Raw genomic sequence first — 6,496 nt, forward strand, 5'->3', positions numbered from 1 at the left:
TTCAAGACCTGGCTGGCCGACCGCCCGCAGGAGTGGCGCGACGGCGTGGAGGTGGTCGCGATGGACGGCTTCACCGGGTTCAAGACCGCCGCCGTCGAGGAACTGCCCGACGTGGTGACCGTGCTAGATCCCTTCCACGTCACGCGCCTCGCTGGCGAGGCGCTCGATGAGTGCCGACGGCGAGTTCAGCAGGCCATCTGTGGGCACCGCGGCCGCAAGGGCGACCCGCTCTATGCCGCCCGCCGGACCCTGTCCACCGGCGCCGACCTGCTCAACGACAAGCAGAAGGACCGACTGGACACCCTGTTCGCCGACGACGCCCACGTCGAGGTCGAGGTCACCTGGAGCGTCTACCAGCGCATGATCGCCGCCTACCGCCACGAGAACCGGCGCCACGGCCGCGAGCTGATGGCCCGGCTCATCGACTCGATCAGCACCGGCGTCCCCAAGGCCCTGGTCGAGATCACCAAGCTCGGCAGGACGCTGAAGAAGCGCGCCGCCGACGTCCTGGCCTACTTCGACCGGCCCAGCACCTCCAACGGGCCCACCGAGGCGATCAACGGCAGGCTCGAGCACCTGCGCGGCTCGGCGCTGGGGTTCCGCAACCTGACCAACTACATCGCCAGATCCCTGCTCGAGACCGGCGGGTTCAGACCCCGACTACAACCCTGGATTCGGATGAGCCGGATGAGCCTTGCTGGTAACGTTCTGCAAGGAAGGCGCGGTCTTGGACGCGGCGAGGTGCGCAAAGAGTCGGGGCACGCTCGCCCGGCTCCGATCGTGGCGCAGCCTGCCGACCACCCTGGCTCATCACCCACTCACATGTGAAAAACAGCGGGCCGAGAGGAGATCCATCGATGATTGTTCCCAGGTACTACGAGGACTTGGCCGTTCTGCACGAGAACACGCTCCCGGCACGTTCCTACTACATCCCGAGTTCCACGCCGCTCGACCCCGGTCCGGAGGCTCGTGACTCCTCCGATCGTCTGCAGCTGCTGAACGGTGAGTGGTCGTTCCGGTACTTCGAGAGCATCCACGAGCTTCGGGACCACTTCTACGAGCGCGACTTCCCCGCGGGCGGTTTCGATCGTGTGCCGGTGCCGAGCACGTGGCAGCACCAGGGCTACGACCACCACCAGTACACGAACATCCGCTACCCCTTCCCGCTCGATCCGCCGTTCGTCCCGCAGGACAATCCGTGCGGCGCGTACGTCCACGAGTTCGAGTACACGCCCAGTGAAAACGCCCCGAGCTCTCATCTCACCTTCGAAGGCGTCGACTCCTGCTTCTACGTGTGGCTCAACGGCAAGTACGTCGGCTACAGCCAGGTCTCGCACGCCACCGCCGAGTTCGACGTCACCGAGATCATCGAGCCGGGCACCAACCGCCTGGCCGTCCTTGTACTCAAGTGGTGCGACGGCAGCTACCTGGAAGATCAGGACAAGTTCCGCGTCAGCGGGATCTTCGGCGACGTCTACCTGCTCTCGCGGCCGGCCTCCGTCCTCTTCGACCACTTCACCACCACGACGATCGACACGACGGGGGCCACGGTCGAGATCCGGGGGCTCTACCGCGGCAAGTCCGTGCCGACCTCCGCCGAACTCACCGACGCCGATGGGACGCGCGTCGCAAGCGGTGAGTTGCAGGAGTTCTCCGGCGACGACACGTACACCCACCGGGTCCAGCTGCGCGTTGAGGACCCGCAGCTGTGGACCGCCGAGAATCCTTACCTCTATACCCTCACCCTCACCTCACCGCAGGAGGTCGTCACCGACCGCGTCGGCATCCGTGAGATCACGGTCGTGAATGCCGTCGTCCACGTCAATGGGCAGCCGATCAAGCTGCGCGGCGTCAACCGCCACGACTCCGACCCGGTCACCGGCCCGGCCATCGACCTCGATCACATGAAAACCGACCTGCGGTTGATGAAGCAGCACAACATCAACGCGGTGCGCAGCTCTCACTATCCAAACGCGCCGCGCTTTTACCAGCTGTGCGACGAATATGGGTTCTTCGTCATGGGCGAGGCCGACAACGAGAGCCACGGCACCCAGTTTCAGTTCCTGGAGGACCCCTCCTTCGCGAATCAGGTCGAACACTGGAACGAGCCGATCGCGGACAACCCCGAGTGGATCGAGGCGACCCTCGACCGCACCCGACTTTGCGTCATCCGTGAGAAGAACCGCCCGAGCATCGTCATGTGGTCGGCGGGCAACGAGGGCGCATACGGGTGCACTTTCGAAGCCGCGCTCGCGTGGATGGCCGAGTTCGACCCCACCCGCCTAACGCACTACGAGAGCGCCTTCTTCCGTAACAGCAAGCGGAAGTACGACTACTCGAACATCGACCTCTACAGCCGGATGTACCCCGCGCTGCACGAGATTCACGAGTACCTCGATTCCGACCCGGACAAGCCGTTCATCCTCGTGGAATACAGCCACGCCATGGGCAACGGCCCCGGTGACCTCGAAAACTACTGGGAGATCATCCGGGCCGACGAGCGCATGTGCGGCGGCTTCGTGTGGGAATGGTGCGACCACGCCGTCTACAAGGGCAAGGCCGACAACGGCAAGGACATCTATTTCTATGGCGGTGACCACGGCGAAGACATCCACGACGGCAACTTCTGCATGGATGGTCTCGTCTACCCCGATCGCACGCCCCACACGGGTCTGTTGGAGCTCAAGAACGTCTACCGGCCTGTCCGCGTCCTCGGGTTCGACCGGCACACCGGCCGGCTCACCCTGCGCAACGACATGGACTTCACCGATCTGCGCGATCACATCTACCTGACCTGCGGAGTCGTTTGCGACGGCGAGGTGGTCAAGACTGTGCGCGTCGATCTCGACGAGAGCGTGCCGCCGCGGTCCGAGACAACCGTGACGCTCACGCCGACCGTGCCCGAGGCGGGCACCTGCCACCTGCTCGTGACGTCTCATCTGAAGGGCGAGGTGCCATTCCTCACGGAGGGGCATGAGCTCGGCTTCGACGAACTCGAACTGACCACCGCCGATGGACGCAACCAGAGGGCGGTCGCTCTCCTGGAGGGCACCGAGCCGGGCTCGGGCCGGTTGCGCGTCACCGAGGACGCCTCCTCCATCACCGTCGAGTCCGAGGCGTTCCGGTACGCCTTCGACACGCGCACAGGGCTGCCCCAGACCATGACCCTCGGCGGTCGGGATCTGCTCGATGCTCCCGCGCAGATCAATATCTGGCGGGCACCGACGGACAACGACATGAACATCAAAGCCGAGTGGAGACGCGCCCACTACGACGCCGCCTCGGCACGCGCCTACTCCGCAAGCGTGGAGCCAGGCGCGGATGCGGTGACGCTCACCTTCCCCCTCGCGGTCGTGGCGCCCACGATCCAGCCGATCCTGAAGGTGGAGGCCGCCTGGCACGTGAACACCTCCGGTGCGGTGCAGGCGTCCCTCTCAGTGAGGCGTGACCCTGCCTTTCCGCCGCTGCCCCGCTTCGGGATCAGGCTGTTCCTGCCTAAGGAGATGTCGCAGGTTACCTATTGCGGCTTGGGTCCGTTCGAGAGCTACGTCGACAAACGCCGAGCTTCCCATCACGGCCTCTTTGGCTCCGACGTCTTCCGCCTGCACGAGGACTACCTGCGTCCGCAGGAGAACGGCAGCCACGCGGACTGTGACTACGTCATCGTGGCCGGAGGCGGTCTGTCCCTCACCGCCGTGGGGAGCGAGACCTTCTCCTTCAACGCCTCCCCTTACACGCAGGAAGAGCTGGCGAGACGTGCCCACAGCTATGAACTCGTACCGGCGGGCAGCACCGTTTTGTGCCTGGACCACGCCAACGCCGGGATCGGGTCCAACAGCTGCGGTCCTGAACTCCTCGAAAAGTACCGCGTGGATGCCGAGACGTTCCGGTTCGACATCACCATGATTCCCACCATCGAGCAGTGAACTAGTGAAGGGTCACAACGACGTGCCTGCCACCCAAGAGAAGACGTACCTCAAGTGGTACAACAAGATCGGTTATGGATCGGGCGATGTCGGCGGGAACGTCGTGTATGCGTTCCTGTCCGCGTTCGTCATGATCTACCTCACCGATGCCGTGGGCTTGAACCCAGGCATCATCGGCACATTGATCATGGCCTCCCGGCTTTTCGACGGGGTCAGTGACCTCTTCTTCGGAAACCTCATCGACCGCACGCACACGAAGATGGGCAAGGCACGTCCGTGGATGTTCTGGGCGTACTTCGGTTGCGCCGCCACGCTCATCGCCACCTTCGCGATCCCGACCAACGTCGGCCAGACCGCGCAATACGCCTGGTTCTTCATCGCCTACACGCTGCTGAACGTGGTCTTCTTCACGGCCAACAACATCGCCTTCTCGGCGTTGACGGCGCTCATCACCAAGAACTGTGCCGAGCGTGTGCAGATGGGCTCCATCCGCTTCATGTTCGCCTTCGGGACGAGCATGCTCATCCAGACCTTCACCGTCGCAGGTGTGCAACAGTTCGGTGGCGGCGCCCAGGGCTGGCGCACGATCGCCATCATCTACGCCGTGATCGGGCTAGCCGTGAACTCGCTGTCGGTGTTCTCGGTGCGCGAGCTTTCGCGCGAGGAGCTTGCGGACCGGCCGGGCGCCCACCATGACCCCGCGGAGCTCGCCGAGGTGGAGGTGACCAGCTTCAAGGAGGCCGCGAAGCTCGTGGTGGCCAACAAGTACTACCTCATCATCCTACTCGTGTTCCTCCTGGCGCAGATCTTCACCGCGACGCTCAACATGGGGATCTACTTCATGACGTACATCCTCGGCGACGCGAACCTTCTCGGAGTCTTCGCGTGGGCGATCAACGCACCGTTGATCATCGGTCTGCTCTTCACCCCGTTCCTCGTGAAGCGGTTTGGTGAGATGTACCGGGTGAACATCACCGGGTATGTGATCGCGGTCGTCGGCCGGCTCGGTGTTCTCGTCGCGGCGTACATGGGCAGCATTCCCCTCATGCTCCTCTTCACGGGCCTAGCCTCGCTCGGGATGAGCCCGCTGCAAGGCACGTTGAACGCACTGATAGCCGAGGCGTCCGAGTACACCTACCTCACCAAGAACCGGTGCATCGATGGGGTCATGTACTCCTGTACCTCGTTCGGCGTGAAGCTGGGCGGCGGAATCGGGACGGCACTGGCAGGATGGCTGCTCGCATGGAGTGGCTACGTCGGTGGTGCGGACACGCAGCCGGAGTCCGCGCTGCAGACGATCAGCTTCATGTACCTGTGGATCCCGGCCATCATGAACTTCATCATCCTGCTGCTGCTGACGCGCCTCGACGTGGAGAAGGCCAATAGGAGGGTCAAGGCGGAGATCGCCGTCACCGCGTGACGCCTCGCGCTCTTTCCGAAGACCCTGCTCGAGTCTGCTTCTTCACGGGATGGTTGTGCTGGGGTTCCGCAGCTGATTTCGTGGAAAGAGAGCGGATCGGGGGGTTGTGGGGCTCTTCCCAGATGAGGGTGTAGCGCACGTCGCGCGGCGGGCCGGCGCGTCGGTGGCCGGATAGAGGTCGAGGTCTCCCGAGGATGAGAGCTCCTACACACTCAGCCCGAAAGACCTCGACGTGCACGACGCTACCGTCGGCGGGCGCGCTGATGCGTTCGCCAGCCCCGACCTGACTGCCTTCTGCCGCCTCGACGAACTCGGCCTCGTTGTCACCGGGCAGCGACTCGAGCCGGATCGTGCCGTATTGGCCTGCCAGGTGGTCGAGCCCGACCAGTGGTGCCGGCGCTGCGGCTGCGAAGGGAGACCACGTGACACCGTGGTCCGACGGCTTGCCCACGAACCACTGGGCTGGCGGCCCACGACGCTGGAGGTCGTCGTGCGCCGTTACCGCTGCAGCGGCTGCGGGTATGTGTGGCGCCAGGACACCACCGCCGCGGCCGAGCCCCGGGCCAAGTTGTCTCGGCGCGCTCTGCGGTGGGCGCTGGAAGGGATCGTGGTCCAGCACCTGAGCGTGGCTCGGGTCGCCGAGGGGCTCGGGGTGGCCTGGGACACCGCCAACGACGCCGTTATGGCCGAGGGCAAGCGGGTGCTGATCGACGAGGAGCACCGCTTCGAGGGGGTGAAGGTCGTCGGGGTCGATGAGCACGTGTGGAGGCACACCCGTCGCGGCGACAGGTACGTCACCGTGATCATCGACCTCACCCCAGTGCGAGATGGCACCGGCCCGGCACGGCTGCTGGACATGGTCGAAGGACGCTCCAAGCAGGCGTTCAAGACCTGGCTGGCCGACCGCCCGCAGGAGTGGCGCGACGGCGTGGGGGACTGCCGCACGGATAGGTGACATCTGATCTGGCTTGCCCGTTGGGCGGCCTGGAAGGATGTGCATCATGCCCGCTCCCTACCCCCAGCAGTTCCGCGAAGACGTCGTGCGAGTGGCCCGGTCCCGTGAGGACGGCATCACCATCGCGCAGATCGCGAAGGACTTCGGAGTCCACGAAATGACGCTGCATAAGTGGATCCGCCAAGCCGATATCGA

The 6,496-nt window shown here is 64.6% G+C and carries 3 protein-coding genes and 2 pseudogenes; all 5 read left to right on the forward strand.

Going from position 1 to position 6,496, the window contains the following annotated elements; all coding sequences use genetic code 11:
• Positions 1-669 (forward strand): annotated as a pseudogene (locus D8M39_RS12205) (ISL3-like element ISPfr3 family transposase); the annotation flags it as partial.
• Between the two features lie 188 nt (positions 670-857).
• Entirely contained in the window at positions 858-3,926 is a 3,069-nt protein-coding gene (locus D8M39_RS12210) for a glycoside hydrolase family 2 TIM barrel-domain containing protein (protein ID WP_126875105.1), read from the forward strand.
• A gap of 22 nt (positions 3,927-3,948) precedes the next feature.
• Entirely contained in the window at positions 3,949-5,346 is a 1,398-nt protein-coding gene (locus D8M39_RS12215) for an MFS transporter (RefSeq protein WP_094394812.1), read from the forward strand.
• 232 nt (positions 5,347-5,578) lie between these two features.
• Positions 5,579-6,277, forward strand: a pseudogene (locus D8M39_RS12220) (ISL3-like element ISPfr3 family transposase); the annotation flags it as partial.
• Positions 6,278-6,347: 70 nt separating this feature from the next.
• On the forward strand, positions 6,348-6,496 hold a 149-nt coding region (locus D8M39_RS13285), incomplete at its 3' end, for a helix-turn-helix domain-containing protein (RefSeq protein ID WP_148111379.1).

It is taken from the genome of Kocuria sp. HSID17590 (genome assembly GCF_003989485.1).
Taxonomy (GTDB): Bacteria; Actinomycetota; Actinomycetes; order Actinomycetales; family Micrococcaceae; genus Kocuria; species Kocuria salsicia.

Coding starts and splice junctions, on each gene's coding strand:
- D8M39_RS12210 (WP_126875105.1), top strand. CDS start 858: ATGATTGTTCCCAGGTACTACGAGGACTTGGCCGTTCTGCACGAGAAC.